Source organism: Methylorubrum aminovorans, from assembly GCF_022179725.1.
Taxonomy (GTDB): Bacteria; Pseudomonadota; Alphaproteobacteria; order Rhizobiales; family Beijerinckiaceae; genus Methylobacterium; species Methylobacterium aminovorans.
The window spans coordinates 35,729-59,006 of record NZ_BPRC01000001.1 but is presented as its reverse complement, the minus strand read 5'-3'; the positions used below and the strand labels follow the sequence as shown (position 1 = coordinate 59,006).

Here is a 23,278-nt window from a genome sequence, read left to right as displayed (position 1 = left end):
GTGCGGGCCTCGATCATTTGCGCGCCTCGAACAGCTTGTAGCCCCCCTCTGTCACCACCGGTGTGACGGTGCGGAAGGCGGCGCGAAGGGGCCCCTCGTAGGGGAGATGGGCGTTGGCCACGAGATGCAGCGTGCCGCCCGGCCGCAGGGCCGCCGCCGCGCGGGCGATGAAGACCTGTCCCAGCGCCTGGTCCTCGGCGCCGCCGTCGTGGAAGGGCGGGTTGGAGACGACGAAATCGAGGCCCGACAGGGCCGGCTCCGACCCGCGCAGATCGGCCCAGTGCAGGCTGGCCCGCGCATCGCCGACATTGCGCCGGGCCATCTCGATCGCGCGGCGGTCGATGTCGATCAGCGCGAGCGCGGCGACCTTCTCGGATTTCAGAACCTCGCGCGCCAGGATGCCGAGGCCGCAGCCGAGATCGGCGCCGCGCCCCGCGAGCGCTGGCAGGCGGCGCAGCAGCAGGGCGGAGCCGGGGTCGAGCCGGTCCCACGAGAAGATGCCGGGCTGCGTGCAGAGCGAGAGGTTGTCGATGTGGCGCGGGGCGCCAGCCTCGATGGCCGCCGCGATGCCGGCGGGCGTCTCGGGCCGCGTCGCGGTGCAGGTGCGGTGGTGACGGCGCGGCTCGTCGGTCACCGCGCAGCCGAAGCCGCGTAGCTCCTTGGCGAGCCGCGTGCCGCCCTTGTCCTTGGGCGCCAGCGCCACGAGCCGCCCGCCGGGCCGCAGGGCGCGAATGGCAAGCGCCAGGACGTATCGCCGCTCCACCGTGCCGGGCGGAGCCAGCAGCAGGGCGGCCTCCAGGCTCGCCTCGGCGATGTCCTCCAGCCGCGCCGAGCCGGGGATCAGCGGCGAGACCTGGGCAGCGCCGTCCGGCACGGCCGCGAGGTCGGCGGGCGGGAGGCTGTAGAGAATGGCTCGGATGTCAGGGTCGGTCTGGGGCATGGAGGCTTGGAATTGGAACCGCGGCAATCCGCATCATTCCTCCCATCCCCTGTCTCGTCCTGAGGTGCCGACGCGAAGCGGCGGCCGCGAAGGATCTTCCAGGGATCGCGCGGGGAACGGGAGGATCCTTCGAGACCGCTGCGCGGCACCTCAGGATGAGGCGGTGGGTGGGAGGCTGCTGACCTCAAGAGTACCTTACCAAACTCCCGGTCACCGACCGTTCTCGCTCTTGCGAGGACAGCGCGGCGGGAGTTTCGTGAGAGACACTCAGATCGGTCAGCCGGTCGGGAATTCGAGCCCCATCTCGCGATAGCGCGCGGGGTCGTCGGCCCAGTTCTCGCGAACCTTCACGTGCAGGAACAGGTGGACCTTGGCCTCGGCGACCTCGGCAATCTCGATGCGGGCGGCCTGCCCGATCGCCTTGATGGTCTGGCCGCCTTTGCCGAGCACGATCGAGCGCTGGCTCTCGCGCTCGACGAAGATGGTCTGCTCGATCCGCACCGAGCCGTCGGGCCGCACCTGCCACTGGTCGGTCTCGACGGTGGAGCGGTAGGGCAGCTCCTCGTGGAGCCGATCGTAGATCTTTTCGCGCGTGATCTCGGCAGCGAGCATCCGCAGCGGCGCGTCCGAGATCTGGTCTTCCGGGTAGAGCCAGGGGCCGGGCGGCATCCGGGCGGCCAGCGCCTTGCGCAGGTCGGCGACGCCGTCGCCGTTGAGCGCCGAGATCAGGAAGGTGTCCTCGAACGGCACCATCGCGTTGAGCTTGGCCACCAGTTCGAGCAAGCGCTCGCGGGCGATCAAGTCGATCTTGTTGAGGATCAGGATTTTCGGCCGCTTCACCTCGGGCAGGCGGCGCAGGATGGTCTCGACCTCCTCATCCGCCCCCTTGCGGGCATCGACCAGCAGGCAGACCGCGTCGGCATCGGCCGCGCCGCTCCAGGCCGAATGCACCATCGCCCGGTCGAGGCGGCGCTTGGGCGCGAAGATGCCGGGGGTGTCTACCAGCACGATCTGCGCGTCGCCCTCCATGACGATGCCGCGCACCAGCGCCCGCGTCGTCTGGACCTTTCGGGACACGATCGAGACCTTGGCACCGACCAGCGCGTTCAGCAGGGTCGACTTGCCGGCATTCGGCACGCCGATCAGCGCGACGAAGCCCGCCCGCGTCTCCTGCGGCCGGACACCTTCGTCCGTCTCGTGTTCCGGCTCGTTCTCAGACATTCGATCCGACCATTCGCGACCTAACCACCTGATCCATCCTGTCCTTGTGTCCCGCCGATCTTCTCGCGGGCGAGGACGGCACGAGCCGCTTCCTGCTCCGCCACGCGCTTCGAGGCGCCTTCGCCGTATCCCGGTTCAATACCTTCGACCCGCACCGCGATCCGGAAGACCGGCGCGTGGTCGGGACCGGAACGCTCCACCACTTCGTAGACGGGGATCGCGAGGCTGCGCGCCATCGCCCATTCCTGCAAGGCCGATTTCGCGTCGCGCCCGCGCGGTGCGGCGGTCTCCTCGCCGGGGCGGAAGGCGCGCTGCACGATCGCCCGGGTCGCCTCGTAGCCGGCATCGAGAAACACCGCGCCGAGGATTGCCTCGCAGACATCGGCCAGGATGGTCTGGTTGCGCCGGCCGCCGGTCTGGATCTCGCCGGGGCCAAGATTGAGATGCGGTCCGACCTCCCAAGCCTCGGCCACCGCGGCGCAGGTCTCGCGCCGCACGAGCCCGGCGAGGCGGCGCGACAGCTCGCCCTCCTCCGCATCGGGCAGTGCCCGGTACAGCGTCTCGGCCACCGCGAGTCCGAGCACCCGGTCGCCCAGGAATTCGAGGCGCTGGTAGCTGCCGACACGGCCCGACTGGCCGGCCTTGCTCACATGGGTGAGCGCGAGCGGCAGCAGGGTGGGGTCGGCGAAGACGTGGCCGATGCGCTCTTCGAGCACGGCGAGACTCGGCCGCGGGCGGTGCGCGCGCCGGGCGCGGCTGGATAAGGAAGTCGGAGTGTCGGCGTCGCCCGTCGGGGTCTGCTTGTTCGTCACATCAGTGGATCGTCGAGAAGATGCGGCTCCAGCGCACATCCGAAGGCCAGCGCCAGAGCTGCCAGGCGGGCGTGCGCTCGTCGATGGAGAAGAAGATCATCTCGGCCCGGCCGACGAAGTTCTCGAACGGCACGTAGCCGACGCTGGCGAGGTCGCGCGAATCGGTCGAGTTGTCGCGGTTGTCGCCCATCATGAAGAAGTGGCCGGCCGGCACCGTGTAGACCACCGTGTTGTCCCAGAAGCCGCGATCGCCGTCGCGCTCGATCACCCGGTGCGTCACGCCGCCCGGCAGCGTCTCCATGTATTGCGGCACCTTCACCACTTGGTCGAAGGCGTCGAGCGTCTCGTAATCGGCGATGCGCTCGCGCTTGACCGGCTTGCCGTTGATGTTGAGCACACCGTCGACCACCTGGATCTTGTCGCCAGGCAGGCCGATCACCCGCTTGATGTAGTCGGTCGCGTTGTCTTTTGGCAGCTTGAACACGGCGATATCGCCGCGCTTCGGCTCGGCTGCCCAGACCCGGCCATGCGCCTGGAACGGCAGGTACTCGGACAGCGGCAGCGAGTATTTCGAGTAGCCGTAGGTGTATTTCGAGACGAACAGGTAATCGCCGATCAGGAGCGTCGGGATCAGCGAGCCCGAGGGGATGTTGAACGGCTGGAACAGCAGCGTCCGCACCACGAGCGCGATCAGCAGCGCCTGAACGCCGACCTTCACGGTTTCCCGGATGCTGGCCCAGGTTCCGGGCTCGGCCGTCCGGATCTCCGTCTTGCCCTCGCGGTCCACGCGCGCTTGTCCTGTATCCATGAGTGGTGTGCCTCCGGCCCCGCCGTGTCGTTCGGCAGCCGCTGCCCATGGGCCGGTGGACTGTCGTGCTGGGCGGCGGGTCTAGACTAAGCCGCGCCGCCCCGCAACGCGGAGGATGGAGGCGTATGGAACCGCAAAAGCCGATGCCGGGGCCGATGCCGCGATCTATGACGGTGTTGCGAGGGGCACGGCCTCAATAATCACGAAGGCTTGCGCCAGGGGCGGCTCGTCGGTGAGGGTGAGGTGGAGGCGCGCCTCGTACCCCTGCGGCACCATGCGGGCGAGGTGTTCCCGCGCACCTCCGGTCAGGTTCAGGGTCGGCTGGCCGCTGGGCAGGTTGACCACCTCCATGTCGCGCCAGAACACGCCCTGGCTCATGCCGGTGCCGAGCGCCTTGGCGCAGGCCTCTTTGGCCGCGAAGCGCCGGGCGTAAGAGGGCGCGCGGGCGGCGCGCCGGTCGCATTTCGCCCGCTCGCCATCGGTGAAGACGCGGTGGGTGAAGCGATCGCCGAAGCGTTCGAGCGAGGACGCGATCCGGCGGATGTCGCAGAGATCGGTGCCGATACCGAGGATCACGGCTCAGCCTGCCGCCGCGCCCGGTCCATCGCCGCGCGCATGTCGTGGACCGCCTGCCGCAGGCCGACGAAGATCGCCTCGGCGATCAGCGCATGGCCGATATTCAGCTCGCGGATCTGCGCAAGGGCCGCCACCGGGCCGACACTCTCGACGGTCAGGCCGTGGCCGGCATGGATCTCGAGGCCGAGCGCGGCACCGTGGGCGCTGGCGCGCACGATCCGGTCGAGTTCGCGGGCGATTCGGGCCTCGTCGCCCTCGATCACTGCCTCGCAATAGGAGCCGGTATGCAGCTCGACCACGGGCGCGCACAGCGCGTGGGCGGCGTCCATCACCGCCTCGTCTGGCTCGACGAACAGCGAGACGCGAATGCCGGCTTCCGCCAGGATCGCGATGCGCGGGGCCAAGTGCGCGCGTCCGGCGATGATGTCGAGGCCGCCCTCGGTGGTGCGCTCCTCGCGCTTCTCCGGCACGAGGCAAGCGGCGTGCGGCCGCGTGGCGAGCGCGATGCCAACCATCTCGTCGGTCGCCGCCATTTCGAGGTTGAGCGGCACCGGCAGCTTCCGCAGCGCCGCGATGTCGGCGTCGCGGATATGGCGGCGATCCTCGCGCAAATGCGCGGTGATCCCGTCGGCGCCCGCCGCCACGGCCTCATGGGCGGCGCGCACCGGATCGGGCGCGAACCCGCCGCGGGCGTTGCGGACGGTGGCGACGTGATCGATGTTCACGCCCAGGCGCAGGGACGACACGGCTGGCTTCCGATGCATGGCGGACCGAAGGGCTGACGGTGTAGCGGCTGCCGCCGGACCTTGGAAGGGTCCTGGGACGCTCGGACGCGTCGAAGGATTGGGGATAGGCACGGTACGGATCAGGTTTCGCGTCGCCCGCGCCCGCTGTCGGCGTATAGCTCTGAGCCGATGCACAAGCTGCTGATTCAGCTCGGCCTTCGGTTCGACAACCCGGACGAGGAACGGTCGTTCGTCCGCAGCTTCACGCTGCATGACCTCGGCCGCACCCAGGCCGCGATGGTGCTCGGCGCCTTCGTCTACTGCTCGTTCTCGGCCATGGACTGGATCCTCAGCCCGGACGCCTGGGCAGTTGCCACCGCATTCCGGCTCGCCGTGGCCATCCTGGTTCTGCTGCCCGCGACCCTGCTACTGACCCGGCCCGGTGCCCGACCCTTCGCGGAACAGATCTACCTCGTCTACTGCGTCGTGCCGGGCTGCGTGCTCAGCGTGATCTACGTCTTCCTGCGGCCGAGCTTCGACCACGGCGCGGCGGGCCTGATCGTGGTGATCCTGTTCGTCTCGACGCTGCTGCCGCTGCGGGTGCCCTCTTTCGCCGTCTTCGCCGTCCTGACCTGGGCCTGCTTCGCCCTGTTCGAGACGATCGCGGCGCACGAAAATCCCGGTCTGGCGCTGGTGAACAATGCCGAACTCGGCGCCGCCTACGCGCTCTCGTTCTACGGGGTCGCGGCCCGCGAGTTTCGCGCCCGACGCCAGTTCCGGACGACGCAGGAGTTGCAGGTCGAGACGGAGCGCTCTGAGGCGCGGCTCTCCGAATTGCGGGCCGCCCAGGCCCATCTGGTCCAGGCCGAGAAGCTCGCCGCGCTGAGTCAACTCGTGGCGGGCGTGGCGCACGAGATCAACACGCCCATCGGCCTCGCGCTGACGACCTCGACCGCTTTCGACCACGATCTCGCCCGGCTGCGCCGGACCATCGCCTCCGGGCAGATTCGGCGCTCGGACCTGACGCAGAGCGTCGAGCGGCTCGCTGAGGGCGCGGCCTTGGTCTTCGCCAACCTGACGCGGGCCGCCGATCTGGTGCACAACTTCAAGCAGGTCGCGGTCGATCAGGCGACGGAGGACCGGCGCCGCTTCGAGGTCCGGTCCTGGCTCTTCGAGCTGATGAGCACGCTCGATCCGGTCCTGCGACGCAAGGGCCACGCCGTCCGACTCGCCTGCCCCGACGGCATCGTGCTCGATTCCTATCCCGGCGCGCTGGCGCAGATCGTCAGCAACCTCGCCCTCAACGCCAGCGTCCACGCCTTCGACGCGGATCGCCCCGGCACGCTCACGATCGACGTCACCCGCCTCGGCGAGTCTCAGATCCGGATGGTGGTGCGGGACGACGGGCGCGGAATCCCGCGGGAGAACCTGCAGCGCATCTTCGATCCGTTCTTCACGACCGGCCGCGACAAGGGCAGCACCGGGCTCGGCCTGCACATCGTCTACAATCTCGTGGTCTCGACCCTGCGTGGGCAGATCACCATCGAGAGCGAGGAGGGCGTCGGCACCCAGGTGACGATCGAGCTTCCCGCGGCCGTGCCGTAACCCTGCCGCGGCCCCGTGCCATCCCGCCCGCGTCATCCCGATGCGGCGGTGCGGGCAGTTGCGCCGGCCGCGCCAATGACCAGATTGGCTTGCACCAGATAGGCTTGGCCGGCCCGACCGGCGACGAAACGCACGAGTCCCGATGCACGGCACGCTGTCCCAGCCGGATCGACCGAAGCCGGCCCCGTCCTCCCGGCTGCCGCTGACTTTGAGGTTGGCGTTGCGCGAGCTGCGCGGGGGACTCGCCGGCTTCCGCGTGTTCATCGCCTGTATCGCGCTGGGTGTGGCCGCGATCAGCGGCGTCACCTCGATCGCCGCCTCGCTCTCCGGAGGGCTCGGGCGCGAGGGGCGGCGGATCCTGGGCGGCGACATCACCTACAGCCTGATCAACCGCGAGGCGACGCCGGCCGAGCGCGCCGCCCTTGAGAGCCAAGCGCCGATCTCGGAGGTAGCGAGCCTGCGGGCGATGGCGGTGGCCGGTGACGGCGGCGCGGCCTTGGTCGAGCTGAAGGCGGTCGATCCGAGCTATCCGGCGGTCGGCACGGTCGAGACCGATCCGCCAGCGCCGGTCCAGACGCTCATCGCCGAGCGGGACGGCGTCTACGGCGCGGTGGCCGACCCGGCCCTGCTGACCCGCCTCGGGCTCAAGGTCGGCGAGCGGGTGACGCTCGGCGGTTTTCCGATCGAGATCCGCGCCGCCCTCGTCTCCGAGCCCGACCGGATCGGCTCGGGCATCGGCTTCGGGCCGCGCCTGCTCGTCTCGCTCAGCGCCTTGCGCGCCACCGGCCTGGTCCAGCCCGGCAGCCTCAATCGCTTCAGCTACCGCCTGCAACTGCCGCAGGCCGACGACGCCCGCCTGACCGCCGTCAACGCGGCGGTGCAGAAGGCCCTGCCGGAAGCCGGATTCGAGATGCGCGCGCGCGACAACGCCGACCCGCGCTTCGCCAAGGGTATCGAGCGCTTCACGCAATTCCTGACGCTCGTCGGGCTCACCGCGCTCATCGTCGGCGGGGTCGGGGTGGCCAATGCCGTGCGCGCCTTCGTCGACGGCAAGCAGGCCTCCATCGCCACCCTCAAGAGCGTCGGCGCGCCGGGCTCGCAGGTGGTCGGGCTCTATCTGATCCAGGTGATGCTGATCGCCGCCATCAGCACCGTGCTCGGCCTCTTCATCGGTGCGGCCCTACCATTCGGGCTCGATCTGGCGCTGCGCGACCAGCTTCCGCTGCCGCTCAACCCCGAGATCGCCCCGGCCCGCCTCGCCCTGGCAGGCGCCTACGGGCTGCTGACCGCGCTCGCCTTCGCGATCCTGCCGCTGGGGCGCGCCCACGACATCTCCGTCGCCGGGCTGTTTCGCGATGCCGTCGATCCGTCCGCGCGCCGGCCGCGCTGGCGCTATCTCGCCGTGCTCGCCGCCGCCCTGCTCGCGCTCGCCGGTCTGGCCCTGTTCACCGCCTTCGACCGCAAGGTCGCGCTGATCTTCATGGCGGCGGCAGCCCTCGCCTTCGGGGCCCTGCGCCTTGTCGCCACGGGCCTGATGGCGCTGGCCGCCCGCCTGCCCCGGCCGAAGGGCATGGTGCCGCGCATGGCGCTCGCCAACCTCCACCGCCCGGGCGCCCTGACCCCGGCGGTGGTGCTCTCGCTCGGCCTCGGCACGACGCTCTTGGTGACGCTCAGCGCCATCGACAGCAACATCACCCGCGCGCTCGAAAGCTCGCTGCCGGGCCGCGCCCCGAGCCTGTTCTTCCTCGACGTGCCCTCGCGCGACGCGGAGGCCTTCTCGGCTTTTCTCGGGGCGCATGCGCCGAATGCCAAGATCGAGCGGGTGCCGATGATGCGCGGCCGCATCACCGCGCTGAACGGCGTGCCGGCCGGCCAGATCAAGCCGCCGGAAGATGCCGCCTGGGTTCTCGATGGCGACCGGGGCATCACCTACGCCGAGACGCCACCCGACGGCTCGTCGATCATCGAAGGCACGTGGTGGAACGAGGAAGAGGGTCGCAAGCCGCTCGTCTCCTTCGATGTCGAGCTGGCGCGCTCACTCGGGCTCAAGGTCGGCAGCACGATCACGGTGAACGTGCTCGGTCGTTCGATCACCGCTCGGATCGCCAACCTGCGCAAGATCGAGTGGCGCTCGCTCGGCATCAACTTCGTGATGGTATTCTCGCCCGGCACCTTCCGGGGTGCGCCGCACGCCGATCTCGCCACCCTGACCCTGCCCGACGGGCCCGACCCGAAGCTGGAGGCGGAGGTGGTGCGCGACGCGGCAAAAGCCTTTCCCTCGGTGACGAGCGTGCGGGTGAAGGATGCGCTGGAGGCGGTCAACGACCTCGTCCACAAGCTTGTGCTCGCGATCCGCGGCGCCAGCGTCGTCGCCGTGCTGGCGAGCCTGCTGGTGCTCGCCGGCGCGCTCGCCGCCGGCCACCGCGCCCGTCTCTACGACGCGGTGGTGCTGAAGGTGCTCGGCGCCACGCGGATGCGCCTGCTCTCGGCCTACGCCCTCGAATACGGCGCACTGGGGCTCGCCACCGCCTTCTTCGGCATCCTGGCCGGTTCGGCCGCGGGCTGGGTCATCGTCTCCCGCGTCATGCGCCTCGATTTCGCACCCGATGCCGCCGGGGCGCTGGCAGTGGCCGCGTTCGCCGTTATCTTCGCGATCGGGGCCGGGCTCGCGGGGACATGGCGCATCCTCGGGCAGAAGCCGGCACCCTACCTGCGGCAGTTTTGAAGATGCTTAATCACGTTCGAAGAGCAGGTTTAATCCGCGAAGAATCATAAAAAACTCACGCCTCTGTAAGGCTTGAAAACGCGGCCATTCGGCCGAGCCCCACTTGTTTGTGACTGTTCCAGCGAACATATTCGGCCACGAGGCGCGCTCGACGCGCCAGGGGTTGCGTGTGGACCTCGACAAACTCCACGCCGAGAGCTTCCAAGGGAAACTTTCATGGCATTCGACAACAGCCCGTTCCGCTACGGCGCCCAGCCGCAGGGGTACGCCGGCTCTCAGGTCGAAGTCGACCAGGGCCTGCGCAGCTTCATGCTGGGCGTCTACAACAACATGGTCGTCGGCCTCGGGATTTCGGGTCTCGTGGCTCTGGCCCTCAACATGGCCGTCCAGACCGGCACGATCGTCGCCAACTACAAGGGCATTCCGCTCAACCAGTTGGGCGTGTTCATCTACGGCTCGTGGTTCAAGTACGTCCTGATGCTGGCGCCGCTCGCCTTCATCTTCGTGTTCACCTTCCGGATGGACCGGATGTCGGCGGCTTCGGCACGGACCGCGTTCTGGGCCTTCGCTGCGGTGATGGGCGCCTCGCTGTCCACCCTGCTGCTCGCGTTCACGGGCGCCAGCGTGGTGCGGGTGTTCTTCATCACGGCGGCGACGTTCGGCGGCCTGAGCCTCTACGGCTACACCACGAAGCGTAGCCTGTCGGGCATGGGCTCGTTCCTGATCATGGGCCTGATCGGCATCATCATCGCCTCGCTGGTGAATATCTTCCTGGCCTCTTCCGCGCTTCAGTTCGCGATCTCGGTGCTCGGCGTGCTCATCTTCGCCGGCCTGACCGCCTACGACACGCAGAAGCTCAAGGAGATGTTCCTCTACAGCGGCTTCGACGCTGAGGGCGCGGCCAAGATGTCCGTCAACGGCGCGCTGACGCTGTACCTGGACTTCATCAACATGTTCCAGTTCCTGATGCAGCTGCTGGGCGACCGCCGCTAAGCGACGGTGCAAGGACCGGACACAAGGAAGAGCCCCGGCCGAAAGGCCGGGGCTTTTTCGTGGACGTAAGGGACTTCGGATATCCCTTTCCCCTCTGCGGGAGGGGGTGGGGCCCCAAGGGGGTCGGGCGAGGGGCCGGATCAGGTTTATTCCGGCAGCGTCGCTCGCTTCTCCCGCCTCGCATCCACGAGGCACCCTTCCCCGCAAGGGGGAGGGTCGATGCGGCGAGCCGCGCCCCGCTACTTCCCCTCCTCCACCGCCTCGCAGACCAGAGGCGGCGGCGCCTCGACGCCGCGCCAGCGGCCGTAGGACCAGGGCCGGTGCCAAGCAGCTCGCTCCGGCAGGCGCTCGGGCACGAGGTCGATGCCATGGGTGCCGAACGGGCCGCAGCGGCAGATGCGGGCGACACCGATCCAGCCGCCGGCCCAGAGGCCGTGCCGCTGGATCGCCTCGTCGGTGTAGCTCGAGCAGGAGGGCCAGTGCCGGCACTGGCGCCCGATCAGCCCGGAGAGGGTGAGCTGATAGCCGCGGATGGCCCAATGTGCCGCCCGGCGAACCATGGCGGCTTGAGCATCGTCCTGGATATCGGATCCAGGACGATGCTCGAGATGATTGTTTCGCATCATCTTTTTCCGAAAGCCGGCGACCCCCTTTCGGGGTGATGCTCTAGGCCGCCTCGGTTGCGCCGGAGCCGTTCTCACCGGACTTCTTCCGCGCGGCGGCCTGATCGAGGGCGTCCACCACGGCGTCGAAGGTCAGGAGCGTCGAGGCATGGCGGGCACGGAAATCGCGCACCGGCTCCAGCACGGCGAGGTCGGCCCACTTTCCGTCCGGCGCCGGACCGTTCTCCTTCAGCATGTCCCGCATCCGGGCGCGGACGGCGCGCAGCTCGTCGGCGGTGGCGCCGACGACGTGGCGGGCCATCAGCGAGGAAGAGGCCTGGCCTAGCGCGCAGGCTTTCACGTCATGGGCGAAGTCGGAGACCGTGACGCCGTCCGCCTCGAGCGTCAGATCGACGGTCACGGTCGAGCCGCAGAGCTTGGAATGGGCGGTGGCGGTGGCGTCCGGCGCCTCCAGCCGGCCGAGACGGGGAATGTCGGCGGCCAGTTCCAGGATGCGGCGGTTGTAGATGTCGTCGATCATCGCTGACACGCCTTTCGCGGGCGTCCGTTGGATAAGGTTCAAGGAATCGTTGAGCCAGATACGCATGCCACGCATTGCGCGACGGCGCGATTGCGACGATATAGGCGCGATACCGCCATTCCGCGAGAATGGCACCGTCGACCCCGGTCACGCCCTGGCCCAGGATTCGGATCGTTCGAGGGCGTCGGCACTTAAATGGTTTAAGACGCCGGGACGGATCGACGATGTACGCCAAGCCCGACAGCACGACCATGAAGGCGCGTGTGGCGAAGGCCGGAGATGCCATGGATGCCGCTCTCAAATCCCTGTCCTACGGCATGAGCGACGACGAGCGACGCATGAGCGCGGTCGGCCTGCAAGGGATGCGCGGCGCCAACGATCCCGGTCGTCCCGAGAGCGCGCCCGAGATCGCCCCCTTGCCCGAATCGGCCCAACGGGTGCCGAACGAGGTGGCGCTCGGCCGTCCGAGCCGCCAGGAGGCGGAGGCCGCTGTGCGCACGCTGCTGCGCTGGGCCGGCGACGACCCGACCCGCGAGGGGCTGATCGACACGCCCGCCCGCGTGGTGAAGGCCTACGAGCAGATCTTCGGCGGCTACCGCATGGATGCCGACGCTCTGCTGGAGCGGGTGTTCGAGGAGGTCGAGGGCTACTCGGACGCCGTGCTGGTGCGCGACATCCCGTTCTACTCTCATTGCGAGCACCACATGGTGCCGTTCATGGGGCTGGCCCACATCGCCTACTACCCCACCAAGGGCGTGGTCGGCCTCTCGAAGCTCGCCCGCGTGGTCGATGCCTTCGCCCGCCGCCTGCAGACGCAGGAGACGATGACGGCCCAGATCGCCGACACCATCGAGAGCATCCTCCAGCCCCGCGGCTGCGCCGTGATGGTCGAGGCCGAGCACCTCTGCATGGCGATGCGCGGCGTGCAGAAGGCCGGCGTCTCCACCATCACCACGCAGTTCCGCGGCGTCTACAAGGGCGATCCGTCCGAGCAGGTCCGCTTCCTGACCTTCGTGCGAAATCAGAAGGGCTGAGGCGGCCGGGCCTCCCGATCATGACCGAGCAATTCGCTTCCCCCGGCTCCCGCGCCGAGGTCGAGGAAGGGGCGCGGCTGACGCCCCGGTTCGGCCCCGACGGGCTCGTGGCCTGCATCGCCGTCGATGCGGGGAACGGGCACGTGCTGATGCTCGCCCACATGAACGCCGAGGCGCTCGCCCGCACGCTGCTGACCGGCGAGGCGTGGTACTGGTCGCGCTCGCGCGGCGAACTTTGGCACAAGGGCGCCACCTCCGGGCAGATCCAGCGGATCGTCGAGATGCGGGTCGATTGCGATCAGGACGCGATCCTGATCCGGGTCGACGTCGGCGGCGACGGCGGCTGCTGCCATACCGGTCGCCGCTCCTGCTTCTACCGCGCGATCGAGCGCGACCCCGCGACCGGCGCCGTTACCCTCGTTCCCGCTGATCCGGAGCGATGATGTTCGAGGCGTCCCGGCCCCTCCCCTCCCGCTTTCCGGATGGGGCAGTGGAACCGGTGGTGCCCCGCTTCCGCTCTCCCCGTATCGGTCTCGCCCTCGGCGGCGGCTCTGCCCGCGGTTGGTCGCATATCGGCGTGATCGAGGGGTTGGAGGAGGCCGGCATCTTCCCCGAGGTCGTGGCCGGCTGTTCCATCGGCGCCGTGGTGGGCGGGGCCTACGCCGCCGGCCGCATTGATACGCTCAAGGATTTCGCGCTCTCGCTCACCCGGCGCCGGGTGGTCGGCATGCTTGATCCGCGCATCACCGGGTCCGGCCTGATCGCCGGCGAGCGCCTGCGCCGCCGTCTCTCGCGCGAACTCGAAGGCTTTCGCATCGAGGATCTGCGCCTCACCTTCGCGAGCGTCGCGACTGAACTCGGCACCGGACACGAGGTCTGGCTGTCGCGCGGCCCCCTCGTCGAGGCGGTGCGGGCCTCCTACGCCATTCCCGGCATCTTCCCACCGGTCGCCCTCGAGGGGCGTCTCCTGATGGACGGAACACTGGTCAACCCCGTACCGGTGCGCCTCGCCCGCGAACTCGGCGCCGACCTCGTGATCTGCGTGAACCTCGCCTGCGAGACGCGCCCACCCGCGATGGTGATCCGGCCCGAGAGGGACGACCCGGTGATCACTGAGGCCGAGGAGCCGGTGGAACGGGCGATCGAGCAGACGCTGGAGGCCACCGTGCGCCGCCGCGGACGGTGGGGATTGCTGAGCGGGGCGAGCCGGCGCCTGATGGGCCACCGTTTGATGCGCCGTCGCGGAACCACGCCGGCCCCGTCCGTCGGCCGGTCGAGCCCCGGCGTCGCGCGCGTCATGCTCGACGCCTTCAACATCACCCAGGATCGGATCTCGCGGGCGCGGCTCGCCAGCGATCCGCCGGATGTCGCGATCCGGCCGCTTCTCGCCGAGTTCGGGCAGTTCGAGTTCCACCGGGCGGCCGATGGCATCGCCCTCGGCCGTCAGGCGGTGCGGGCGGCGCTGCCGGAGATCCGGCGCATGATCGAGGGTGCGGCGGCGCGCAGTTGAGCCGCCGCAACGGGTTCGGGTCGCCTCGGCGCGTGCTCAGGCCATCGTGATATAGTCGCGCATCGCCTGATGCTCGGCCTCGACAGCCGCGATGCGCCGCGCGACCACGTCACCGATGGACACGACGCCGACGAGATGCCCCTCCTCCACCACCGGAAGGTGGCGGAAGCGGCCGTTGGTCATCGTCTCCATTACGTCCTCGATCGTCGTCCGCCGGGTGCAGGTGACGACCTTCTCGGTCATGTAGTGCGAGACCGGCCGATCGAGCGCCGCCGCGCCCTCGGTCGCCAGCGCCCGCATCACGTCGCGCTCGGACAGGATCCCGATCACGTGGCCCTGGGCGTCGCCCACGACGAGGGCGCCGATCCGCTTCTCGGCAAGAAGGTGGATGGCCTCGTCGATCGTGCGGTTCGGCGCCATCGTGACCACCGAGCCGCCTTTCTCTGCAAGGATACGCGCAACGGTCATGTTATAATTCCCCTCCCTGGGAGCTGCACCGTCAGCCCGCGGCGCCGGTAAGCCTCTCGGCCGGGTTGGCCCGGCTCTCTCGGGCGATTGTGTGGCGTCTTGGCCGTGCTGGCAAGCAGGCGGAGCCAGACCACCAACAGCCGACCTGCATGAAAATGCAGACGGCCCACCGGAGGAGAGGCCGGCGGGCCGTAGGAAGTTCCCGGGAATGCAGCCGGATCGGCCCCGATCAGCGGCCCTCGGCCTGGCGGCGGGTGATCAGCGTGCGGTTCGGCTGGGCCTCGCCCTTGTCCTGCAGGAACGGGACGACGATGCGCAGCCAGCCGCGGGTTTCCTTGCCGCCGTAATTGCGCTCGGCAACGTCGCGGGTGACGTAGCCCTGCACGTTCATGAAACCGAAATTGTAGCCGACGAGGCCGCCCACCGCGATCTGGCCCTGCTGCCGGTAGCCGACGACGTTGGTCTTGAGATCGACCGAGCCGAAGGCCACCGGGCCGACCTGCCACTTGCCGAACTTCTTCGTCAGGGTGACGTCGAGGTTGAGGTAGTCGGGATAGAGCACGCCATTGGGCGAGCGCGTCTCCAGCATGTGGCCGTAGAGCAGGTTGGCGGTGACCGCCCAGTCATTGGCGGCGTAGGTGATCGCGAAGCGATGGCTCAGCGAGGCAGATTGGGTCAGGAAGCGGGTTTCCCAGGGCAGGTAGCCGCCGAGAAGGTAGCTGACTCCGACGCCGTCGCCGAGATCCCAGGCAAGCTGGCCCGCGAGAAGCGGCTGGCCCCAGCCGCTGTTGTAGGGCGCGCCGCGCACGCTGGAGGCGGCGATCGGCGCCACGAAGACGAACTGCACCTGTCCCCCGAGGACGGAAAAGGGGGTCGCCCAGAGCAGGGTCGGCAGGTTCACGTTGCTCTCGGAATCGCGCGGCGCCGTGTCCCGCACGCCGAAGCTCGACAGGTTGACGGCGTAGAAGCCCTTGGGAAACGGCGCACCGAACGGCACGCCGACGGTCTGGCCGGGCTGGGCAGCGGAGGCGGCATGGGCCGCTGTGCCGCCGAGGCCCCACACGCCGGATAGGGCAAGCCCGAGACGGGCGATGACGGCTGCGCGATGTTTCACCGGGATCCACTCTCCATCAAGAACGGAGCGATCTTTTGCTAGGTTATTTTTAGTCCGCTCCCGTTCACATCATCGACGGACGAGTGGCTGCTTTTATTTCCGGCTCCACTGCAAAAGAATACAACGTGGCAGCAAGGACACAGCCCGGCCTGACCGACCTTTTACGGGCTGATACGCTCTCCGCTCGATCGGAGCGGCGAGCGTATCAGCGAGCCTGCGCGGCGCTCGGGCGACGGCCAAATCCGCCATCCCGAAAGGGACAACCGGATTTGGTCCGAGATACGGCCTGTTGATCGCCTGGACTTGATTGAGGCGGGCGCCCGCGTGGCGAGGACCTAGCCCCGTCCTCCGCTGCCCCTTTCCATCAGCGGCAGAAGGAAGAAGCCCGCGGCGAAGCCGCCGAGATGTGCATCCCAGGCGATCGGCCCCTCGCTGCCGCCGAGGGGCAGGGCCAGGACCCCGAACAGCAGGTTGGTGACCAGCCAGACCGCGAGGAACAGCACGGCAGAGCGGTTGCGCAGCAATTCGGGGATGGTCTGAAGCCGCGGCCGTGGCGGCAATTGCCAGGGCGCGCCGGCCACGAACGGCGGGGGAGGCTGGAAGACGAAGCGGGCGGCCGCCGCCATCAGGGCCGAGATGCCGGCCGAGGCGCCGACGAGCGGCATCAGGCTGCAGGGATCGACCAGAAGGTGGACGACGGCGCCCGCCAGAATCCCCGCGAGCGCCAGCAGCCCGTAGCGGAGCACGCCGTAGCGGCGCGCCACCGGCGTGCCGAAGACGGCGAGCCACACCGCGTTGAAGATCAGGTGCATCCAAGAGCCGTGCAGCAGGGCATAGGTCGCCCCGGTCCAGGGCATCGCCGAGGGATCGGCCACGAGGTAGCGGGCGAATTCCTGCCGGGCCGAGGCCATCTCGGGTCCGCCCGCCCCCTCCCCGGCCGCCCGGATGATGTCCGCCGCGGAGTTGGGATCGAAGGCGGCGGTCCAGCGCGCCGGGATGAAGGCGAGGTTGAGCAGAACCGAAAGGTCGGTCTCGTCCGGCAGAACGCTGCGGACGACGTGAATCCCGGCCAGCACCGCAATCGAGACGGTGACGATTCCCGGCAGGTTGAAGACGGGCACACGGCCCTGGCGCGGCAGGTCGGGGGAGGCATCCATGCTGCACCATGTCGGGGGGAAGCGCGGCGCTGCAAGATCCAATCGGCACGGGATCGGACGAGGTCATTCAAATGCAGGGGAATCCGTCCATTCGCCGTTAAGGTTAAGGATGGGTTGCGCGAGCGCGGCCGGATGGGACGGCATAGTGTGTGCGGACGATCACCACGAACGGCGCGCGGGGACGCTTTTCGTGCCGGACCGATCATAAACAGAGCCCATCCGGACCTGGGCCGTACCGATGCGGAACACCATGAAGCATCCGACAAGTCGTCAGCTTCACGCCTACTGGGACCGGCTGCGCGGAGAGCGGGCTGCGCCGGAGCGCGGCGAGATCGAGCCCGGCGAGATCCGTAACCTGCTCGCCGACAGCTTCATCCTGGAAACCGATCCGGCGCGGCGCACGAGCGCGGTGCGCCTCGCCGGCACCCGCCTGTGCGCCCTGTTCGGGCGCGAATTGCGGGGCAGCGCCTTCGTCGATCTCTGGGCCGAGCGGTCCCAACCCTTCACCGATCCCTGGCATCTCATCGAGACGGTCGCCTGCGATACCGTCGGCGTGGTGGCCGGACTGACCGGCGTCACGGTGCGCAACGAGACCCTCGACCTCGAATTGCTGCTCCTGCCGCTGCGCCACCGCGGCAAGACGCAAGCGCGCATTCTCGGCTCCTTGAGCCCGCATTGCATCCCGCCATGGCTCGGCAGCCGGCCGATCCTGCGCCTCGAGACCGTGTCCCTGAGGGTACTCGAGGGGTTCGCGCCGGAGCCGGCGGCGATGCGCACCTTCGTCGAGACCCTGCCCGCACCCGCCAACGATGCCCGTCCGGTCCGGTTCGGCCACCTGCTGGTCCACGAGGGTGGGCGCGGCATCCGGCACCATATCGATCGATGACCAGGTCTTGCGCAGGTTTAGGCAAGATCGGCTCAAGACGACGGCGGCTCCAATGCTCTGTCAGCCGACATGCGTGACAATCCGCCCCACCGTGAATGGACGCAGCCGTACAGACTGAGAGTCAGACCGCCTGCGGCTGAGATCGTGCCGGCGCAGGCCGTCTTGCCGGCAGCGGACGGTCGTCAGCGCTCCTGAATGACGGTGGGTGCCCAGCCGAGGCGATCAACCGGAAATGGTATCATCCCCCATTCTTGGCGATCGGCGGCTGCCCTCTGGCCGGCATGCAAGCCTTTTGTAACCGTGGCGCAGCTACTGATTCGGTCGGAACATCGAGACCGCCGAGCTGACATGACCGAGCTTTCCCGATCCGGGACAGCCCCCGCTCTGCCGGATTACGCCGCCGAACAGCGTCGGCACCAGCGGGTGCGCGCGACTCTGCTCGGCCGCTACATGCTGGCCGACCGGCGGGAATATCCCTGCCAGACCGTGGACATGTCGCCGGGCGGGGTCCGCCTGACCTGCGCCGTGATCGGCGCGCTCGGCGAGCGCGTGGTGCTCTATCTCGAACAGATCGGCCGTCTGGAAGGCGTGATCGTGCGCCACCCGCCGCGGGGCTTCGCGATGCGGATCAACGCGACGCCGCGCAAGCGCGACAAGATCGCCTCCCAGCTCATGTGGCTCGCCAACCGGGAGAGCCTGGGCCTGCCTGAGGGCCGGACCAACGAGCGTCTCGTGCCTCACCAGCCCGGCGTGACCCTGCGCCTGGAGAGCGGCCGCTTCATCGCCGCCCGGATCATCGACATCTCGATGTCGGGCGTGGCGCTCGCGACCTCCTCGTCGCCGCCGATCGGCACGCACATCATGGTCGGCTCCACGCCGGGGCGGGTGGTGCGTTACTTCGAGGGCGGCATCGGCGCCCAGTTCATGCTGCCGATCTCCCCCGACCGGTTCCATGAGGGCATCACGCTCTGACCGCCGGGCGGGGCTACCCCGCTTCGTAGCGGTCGGCGGTGGACCCGCCGCTTTGGCTTGAGCACCTGCCGGACCGACGAGCCGCGAGTTCCCGCGCCGACCGACCCTCTTCAGCCGCGCACCGCCGTCATTCCCGGACCATGCAGCGGGGACGGGAGAACGCCCGAGATGCGGCGCCCGAACCGACGACGGTTTGGCTGAACCGGCAACGCCCATTCCGAACACCCGAACCGTTCACCCGCGCCGCGACCCCGGCTGAACGGGCGCAGCGGAGGCATGCGACCGACGACGGGCCTGAACGCCGGGCTTGCGCGTCGTGTCACGGGGAATGCCTGTTTCCGCTGAGCGGTCCCGGGAATGACGGGTGAGATGGTCCCGAAAACCGTCTGTAGCGGCCGGCTGCCTCCTCAGGGTTTCCCGGCCCCTAACGCGATCACCCGCTTTTGCCGCAGATCCGTGAGCCGCAATTCGCCCTCGCGCACGGGCGGATCGTTGCCGGGGCGAATCGATAAAATTGCGCGGATCGGCTTCAGCGCGGCGGAGGGGGTGCGGCGACATCCTGGCCTCGTTCGAAGGAAACGCCGCGATGCGCACCACCGGGACGGATCATTTCAAGACGGGGCTCCAGATGGGGCTTCTGATGCTGATCGTCTGTGTCGGCCTCCTCGGCGCCGACGCGAAAGCCCAGAGCTCCCAGACCATGGCCGCCCTGCCGGCCGCGAGCGCCGGCCTCACCGCCGGAGCCGAGGCCCGGCCGATCCTGGCCTGGACGGAGTTCTGCCAGTCCTATCCGGCGGAATGCGCCTTCGACCGCGCCGAGCCCGCCCGGATCACGCTGAACCCCGCCGTCTGGTCGAGCATCGTCTCGATCAACCGCCGTGTGAACCGGACGATCGACCCCGTCACCGATCAGGAGCATTGGGGCCGGCCCGACCGGTGGGACCTCGCCGAAGACGGCCGCGGCGATTGCGAGGACTTCCAGCTGCTCAAGCGCAAGATGCTGGCAGCAGCCGGCCTGCCGCGCCGGGCGATGCGGATGACCGTCGTGATCGACGAGAAGGGCGAGGGCCACGCCGTCCTCACCCTGGTGACCGACCGCGGCGACTACATCCTCGACAACAAGACCAACGCGGTGCTGCCCTGGGCCCAGACCGGCTACGTCTTCATCAAGCGCGAGGGGCAGGACGCCCTGGCATGGGTTTCGCTCGGCGGGGCCAGCTCGCCCGTCACCACGGCGAACCGCTGAGAGCATCGTCCCGAAAGGTGGCGGCGTGCTTCCCGGATCGATCCCCTGCGGCCGGCGCGAAGAGTCAGTGAAAACGGCGGCCGGTGTGGCCGGATTGCCAGCCCGAGCGAGGTTGTCTCAAGCGGGCACGGGGAAGCGGCAATCCGCCTTCACCCTTCCTTCACTTTCGTATTGAGCCGGGCGCCGGCCCGTGCAAGCTTCGCCGGGAAACAAGGGGCTGCGAGACGGTCGGCCATGCGGTACGCGGTGCTTCGGGGCGTCGGCAACGGATCGGCGTTCCTCCGCGGGGCGGTGAGACAGCGCCTCGGCCGGGTCGCTCATCTGTCCCTCGTCGGCGCCACCCTGCTGCTCGGCGGCGCCGCAGCACCGGTCCAGCCGAGCCAAGCGCGCACCGCAGGTCTGCCCGAGGCAAGCACCGCCGCCGATCCTGGCGCCCCCGCCCGGCCCGTCGCCGCCTGGAACGATTTCTGCGCCCGCTACCCGTCGGAATGCATCGTCGATCCCGGCGAGCCGGCCGTCGTCAGCTTGACCCCTGCGACGTGGCACATGCTCACGACCGTGAACCGCCGGGTCAACGCCCGCATCAAGCCGATCACCGACATGGCGCATTGGGGCGTCGTCGATCGCTGGGATTTCCCCGATGACGGCTTCGGCGATTGCGAGGACATCCAGCTCCTCAAGCGCCGGATGCTGGTGGAGCGGCGCCTGCCCCGCCGGGCGTTGCGCATGACGGTGGTGATCGACGAGATCGGCGAGGGCCACGCGGTGCTGATGGTGCGCACCGACCGGGGCGACCTGATCCTCGACAACAAGACCAATGCGGTGCTGCCCTGGCGGCGCACCGGCTACAGCTTCGTCAAGCGCGAGGGGCAGGACGGTCGGGCTTGGGTGAGTCTCAACAGCGACACCTCGCCCACGACCACCGCCAACCGCTGATCCGGATCGGGGTTCGGACGTTGAAGGGCATGCTTTCGCTGCGCTCCGACACCGTTCCGGCTTTCCTGCCCTCCGCTCCGGCCGGCCAATCCTTCCCTGGCGGCAGCCTGCCATGACGTCCGCCGACACAGCTCTCTCGCTAAAGCCGGATGCCACGGCGCAGCCCGCCCGGCTCGCGATGCTCCCGCTACCGTCGCTGCTTCTGGAACAGGGAGAGGCCGGACCGGTGATCGGGTCGGTCAATCCCGCCCTGCTGGCGCTGACCGGCCTCAGCGAGGCGGAGCTTGTCGGGCAGCCGATCGAGCGGCTCGCCTGTCGCCACGGCGATCATGCCGGCTGGGGCCCCTTGCGCGAGGCTCTGGCCCGCAGCGAGGCGGGCTGCTTCGAGCTGCTGCTCGCCCGCGGCGGCGGCGACTCGTTCTGGGGCGAGATCCACCTCGCTCCCCTTCCTGCCGCCGCCGATGCCCCCCGCTTCCTCGGCCAGATCGTCGACGTGACGCGGCGGCGGGATGCGGAGGATGCCCTCGCCCTGTCACGGCAGCGGGAGGCACTCGGGCTGCTGACGAACAGCGTCGCGCACGAGTTCAACAACTTCCTGCAGATCCTGATCGGCTACATCGACGGGCTGAAGCGGCGCCTCGGCGACCGGCCCGAGCCGTTCATCCAGCGGGCGATCACCCGCTCCACCGAAGCCTCCGAGCGGGCGGCGGTGCTGACCCGGCAGCTCCTCGCCCATTCCCGGCGGATCGCCCCCGACCTGCGGCCGGTCGATCTCGGCGCGGCGGTGCGGGCGGGCCTCGACCGGCTGCGCCCGAGCCTGCCGCCGGGGATCGACCTCGACCTGTCGATCCCCGAGGGTCTGCCGCCGGCCCTGTGCAACCCGATCCAGCTCGAACTGGCGCTCGGTCACATCCTCGCCAATGCCTGCGAGGCGATGGCGGGGCGGGGACGTGTCCGCGTCGCCCTGTTCGCGATCGAGCCCGGCGACCGCTCGCTGCAGCGCCCCGAGGCCGGGGCCGTCGGCCTCATCGTGTCGGATTCCGGGCACGGTCTGTCGCCCGAGATGCTGTCGCGGGCACTCGCACCCTTCGCCACGACGCGTGAGTCCGGCCGCGGCGCCGGACTCGCCATCGTTCACGGCTTGATGAAACGCCAGAACGGCACGATCTCGATCGAGAGCCGACCCGGCGAGGGCGCGACCGTGCGGCTGGTCTTCCCCGCCGCGCGCTGATCTTTTCCCGGCGCTCGCGTCACGGATCGACCCCAGCGGATAAAAAATCGGCCACACCGCCAAAAAAGTCGAGCTTGAACGGGACTAAAAACCAGCCTCGGACGTCTCCACATAAAGACGGGGTAATCCGCCCCTTCTGGTGACCGAGGTTCTTTCGATGGCTTCCTCCCCCGCGCGCCGTCGGCGCGTCGTGACCCTCCTCGCGCTCGCGGCTTCGCTCGCCCTGGCGGCGCCCGCCGTCGATGCACGGCCGGGCGGCGGCGGCGGTATGGGCTCGCGCGGCTCGAAGACCTACAGCGCGCCGCCTTCCACCGCGACCTCGCCGGGCGCGACCGGCCCGATCCAGCGTTCGCAGACGAGCCCGAGCCCCGGCTTCAACAATCCCGGCATGGCGGCGCAGAACCAGGGGCGGCGCTTCGGCGGCGGCTTCCTCGGCGGCATGCTTGGCGCCGGCCTGATCGGCGCGCTGCTCGGTGCCGGCCTGTCGGGCGGCCTCGGCGGCATCGGCTCCTTCATCGGCCTGATCTTCCAGATCGGCCTGATCGCGCTGCTCGTCATGTTCGTCGTGCGGTTCTTCCGCCGCCGCCGTGAGGGCGACCAGCCCGCCATGGCCGGCAACGCGCCCCATGCCCGCTCCGGCCTGCCGCCGCAGAACGGCATGAATCCCGGTACGAACCCGATGGGCGGCGGACTTGCTGGCGGTCTCGGTGGTGGCCTCGGCGGCGGCGTCCGGACGCAGCCGGTGCAGGTCCAGCCGGAGGACTTCCAGGCCTTCGAGCGCTCGCTCAATGAGATCCAGGGCGCCTTCGGCCGCGAGGATGTCGCCGCCCTTCGCCGTCTCGCGACGCCGGAGATGGTCGGCTACTTCGAGGAGGAGTTGCGTGCCAACGCCGCCCGCGGCGTGGTCAACCGGATCTCGGACGTGAAGCTTCTCCAGGGCGACCTGTCCGAGGCGTGGCGCGAGGGTCCGGTGGAATTCGCGACCGTCGCCATGCGCTTCTCGCTGCGCGACGAGGTGTTCGAGCGCTCCACCAACCGCCACGTCGAGAACGGCCCGCAGGAGGCCAAGGAGTTCTGGACCTTCGTGCGCGAGCCTGGTGGCTCGTGGCAGCTCTCGGCGATTCAGCAGGGCCGGTAACGGTTTCTGAGGCTCAACAAAAAGGGCGTCCGGCGAGA

23 protein-coding genes are annotated in these 23,278 nt (G+C 69.3%); 12 read left to right on the top strand and 11 right to left on the bottom strand.

Annotated features, from left to right (window positions below):
• Positions 1–13: 13 nt before the first annotated feature.
• From MFF24_RS00275 to MFF24_RS00250, 6 genes are all read right to left on the bottom strand, one after another.
• Positions 14–940, bottom strand: coding sequence for a class I SAM-dependent methyltransferase (locus tag MFF24_RS00275; protein WP_238221532.1), 927 nt, complete (start codon positions 938–940; stop codon positions 14–16).
• A 276-nt stretch (positions 941–1,216) separates the two neighbouring features.
• Positions 1,217–2,161: a GTPase Era gene (gene era, locus MFF24_RS00270; RefSeq protein WP_108940185.1), complete on the bottom strand. Its 945-nt coding sequence runs from the start codon at positions 2,159–2,161 to the stop codon at positions 1,217–1,219.
• 20 nt (positions 2,162–2,181) lie between these two features.
• Positions 2,182–3,012 (bottom strand): ribonuclease III, encoded by an 831-nt coding sequence (rnc, locus tag MFF24_RS00265; RefSeq protein ID WP_373322635.1) that lies wholly within the window; start codon positions 3,010–3,012, stop codon positions 2,182–2,184.
• On the bottom strand, positions 2,975–3,781 hold the full coding sequence (gene lepB / locus MFF24_RS00260; RefSeq protein WP_108940183.1) for a signal peptidase I: 807 nt from the start codon (positions 3,779–3,781) through the stop codon (positions 2,975–2,977). Before lepB ends, rnc begins: the two co-directional genes overlap by 38 nt.
• Before the next feature lie 165 nt (positions 3,782–3,946).
• On the bottom strand, positions 3,947–4,357 hold the full coding sequence (acpS, locus tag MFF24_RS00255; protein ID WP_133091105.1) for a holo-ACP synthase: 411 nt from the start codon (positions 4,355–4,357) through the stop codon (positions 3,947–3,949).
• Complete coding sequence (locus tag MFF24_RS00250; RefSeq protein ID WP_133091106.1) at positions 4,354–5,103, bottom strand: pyridoxine 5'-phosphate synthase; 750 nt, start codon at positions 5,101–5,103, stop codon at positions 4,354–4,356. Before MFF24_RS00250 ends, acpS begins: the two co-directional genes overlap by 4 nt.
• Positions 5,104–5,271: 168 nt before the next feature.
• On the opposite strand from MFF24_RS00250, the gene MFF24_RS00245 reads away from it, so the two are divergent.
• The 3 genes from MFF24_RS00245 to MFF24_RS00235 all read left to right on the top strand — a co-directional run bounded on the left by MFF24_RS00245 (position 5,272) and on the right by MFF24_RS00235 (position 10,405).
• Complete coding sequence (locus MFF24_RS00245; protein ID WP_238221530.1) at positions 5,272–6,687, top strand: sensor histidine kinase; 1,416 nt, start codon at positions 5,272–5,274, stop codon at positions 6,685–6,687.
• A gap of 142 nt (positions 6,688–6,829) precedes the next feature.
• The gene (locus MFF24_RS00240; RefSeq protein WP_238221528.1) at positions 6,830–9,412 is read left to right on the top strand and encodes an ABC transporter permease; all 2,583 of its coding nucleotides are present in this window, start codon (positions 6,830–6,832) and stop codon (positions 9,410–9,412) included.
• Positions 9,413–9,628: 216 nt separating this feature from the next.
• Positions 9,629–10,405, top strand: a complete 777-nt coding sequence (locus MFF24_RS00235) for a Bax inhibitor-1/YccA family protein (protein ID WP_108940178.1) — start codon at positions 9,629–9,631, stop codon at positions 10,403–10,405.
• Between the two features lie 239 nt (positions 10,406–10,644).
• Here MFF24_RS00235 and yidD read toward each other — a convergent pair whose 3' ends face one another.
• Both yidD and MFF24_RS00225 read right to left on the bottom strand, forming a co-directional pair.
• On the bottom strand, positions 10,645–10,965 hold the full coding sequence (yidD, locus tag MFF24_RS00230; protein ID WP_238221526.1) for a membrane protein insertion efficiency factor YidD: 321 nt from the start codon (positions 10,963–10,965) through the stop codon (positions 10,645–10,647).
• Between the two features lie 106 nt (positions 10,966–11,071).
• Complete coding sequence (locus MFF24_RS00225; protein ID WP_238221524.1) at positions 11,072–11,548, bottom strand: iron-sulfur cluster assembly scaffold protein; 477 nt, start codon at positions 11,546–11,548, stop codon at positions 11,072–11,074.
• 284 nt (positions 11,549–11,832) lie between these two features.
• Here MFF24_RS00225 and folE point away from each other — a divergent pair, with 284 nt between their 5' ends.
• From folE to MFF24_RS00210, 3 genes are read left to right on the top strand one after another with little or no spacing between them, the layout of a single operon-like run.
• Complete coding sequence (gene folE, locus MFF24_RS00220) at positions 11,833–12,582, top strand: GTP cyclohydrolase I FolE (protein WP_486291635.1); 750 nt, start codon at positions 11,833–11,835, stop codon at positions 12,580–12,582.
• Positions 12,583–12,602: 20 nt separating this feature from the next.
• Positions 12,603–13,025, top strand: a complete 423-nt coding sequence (gene hisI, locus MFF24_RS00215; protein WP_238221522.1) for a phosphoribosyl-AMP cyclohydrolase — start codon at positions 12,603–12,605, stop codon at positions 13,023–13,025.
• Positions 13,022–14,092, top strand: coding sequence for a patatin-like phospholipase family protein (locus MFF24_RS00210; RefSeq protein WP_238221520.1), 1,071 nt, complete (start codon positions 13,022–13,024; stop codon positions 14,090–14,092). Before hisI ends, MFF24_RS00210 begins: the two co-directional genes overlap by 4 nt.
• A gap of 36 nt (positions 14,093–14,128) precedes the next feature.
• Here MFF24_RS00210 and MFF24_RS00205 read toward each other — a convergent pair whose 3' ends face one another.
• The 3 genes from MFF24_RS00205 to MFF24_RS00195 all read right to left on the bottom strand — a co-directional run bounded on the left by MFF24_RS00205 (position 14,129) and on the right by MFF24_RS00195 (position 16,831).
• Positions 14,129–14,560 (bottom strand): CBS domain-containing protein, encoded by a 432-nt coding sequence (locus tag MFF24_RS00205; RefSeq protein ID WP_108940173.1) that lies wholly within the window; start codon positions 14,558–14,560, stop codon positions 14,129–14,131.
• Between the two features lie 229 nt (positions 14,561–14,789).
• Positions 14,790–15,674 (bottom strand): transporter, encoded by an 885-nt coding sequence (locus MFF24_RS00200; protein WP_108940172.1) that lies wholly within the window; start codon positions 15,672–15,674, stop codon positions 14,790–14,792.
• A 335-nt stretch (positions 15,675–16,009) separates the two neighbouring features.
• Complete coding sequence (locus MFF24_RS00195; RefSeq protein ID WP_238221518.1) at positions 16,010–16,831, bottom strand: rhomboid family intramembrane serine protease; 822 nt, start codon at positions 16,829–16,831, stop codon at positions 16,010–16,012.
• A gap of 250 nt (positions 16,832–17,081) precedes the next feature.
• Here MFF24_RS00195 and MFF24_RS00190 point away from each other — a divergent pair, with 250 nt between their 5' ends.
• From MFF24_RS00190 to MFF24_RS00165, 6 genes are all read left to right on the top strand, one after another.
• The gene (locus MFF24_RS00190) at positions 17,082–17,717 is read left to right on the top strand and encodes a PAS domain-containing protein (RefSeq protein WP_238221516.1); all 636 of its coding nucleotides are present in this window, start codon (positions 17,082–17,084) and stop codon (positions 17,715–17,717) included.
• A 348-nt stretch (positions 17,718–18,065) separates the two neighbouring features.
• Complete coding sequence (locus tag MFF24_RS00185; RefSeq protein ID WP_108940170.1) at positions 18,066–18,689, top strand: PilZ domain-containing protein; 624 nt, start codon at positions 18,066–18,068, stop codon at positions 18,687–18,689.
• 586 nt (positions 18,690–19,275) lie between these two features.
• Positions 19,276–19,935 carry a transglutaminase-like cysteine peptidase gene (locus tag MFF24_RS00180; protein ID WP_238221514.1) on the top strand — a complete coding sequence of 220 codons (660 nt, stop codon included), beginning with the start codon at positions 19,276–19,278 and terminating at the stop codon, positions 19,933–19,935.
• 234 nt (positions 19,936–20,169) lie between these two features.
• Entirely contained in the window at positions 20,170–20,871 is a 702-nt protein-coding gene (locus tag MFF24_RS00175) for a transglutaminase-like cysteine peptidase (protein WP_238221512.1), read from the top strand.
• Positions 20,872–20,983: 112 nt separating this feature from the next.
• A complete protein-coding gene (locus MFF24_RS00170; RefSeq protein ID WP_238221511.1) occupies positions 20,984–22,102 on the top strand; it encodes an ATP-binding protein in 1,119 nt (372 codons plus the stop codon).
• Between the two features lie 157 nt (positions 22,103–22,259).
• Positions 22,260–23,240: a Tim44 domain-containing protein gene (locus tag MFF24_RS00165; RefSeq protein ID WP_238221509.1), complete on the top strand. Its 981-nt coding sequence runs from the start codon at positions 22,260–22,262 to the stop codon at positions 23,238–23,240.
• Positions 23,241–23,278 lie beyond the last annotated feature (38 nt).